Annotated in this window: 1 rRNA gene; it reads right to left on the bottom strand. The window is 52.6% G+C overall.

The features are described from left to right. Positions 1-184: 184 nt before the first annotated feature. Positions 185-272: ribosomal RNA gene (locus DCCM_RS13180) — 16S ribosomal RNA — on the bottom strand; the annotation flags it as partial.

The following is a 272-nucleotide window of genomic DNA, read 5'->3' as shown; positions in this document are numbered from 1 at the left end:
GAACCATCGACCTCACGCTTATCAGGCGTGCGCTCTAACCAACTGAGCTATAGTCCCCCGGTCCCTCAAAACTAAACAGGTTTGCAAGATGGAGGTTAGAGTACCCGGCGGTTAGTTTAAACTCCTGTCGGTTACTATCGACCTCGGATATTTGAGCAGCTGTCGCTCCTCAAATTCTCCTTAGAAAGGAGGTGATCCAGCCGCACCTTCCGATACGGCTACCTTGTTACGACTTCACCCCAATCACCAACCCCACCTTCGACGGCTCTCCC

This window comes from Desulfocucumis palustris (genome assembly GCF_002933875.1).
In the GTDB taxonomy this organism is placed as follows: Bacteria; Bacillota; Desulfotomaculia; order Desulfotomaculales; family Desulfocucumaceae; genus Desulfocucumis; species Desulfocucumis palustris.
Note: the sequence above shows the minus strand (reverse complement) of the source record. Positions and strands in the feature narration are given on the sequence as shown.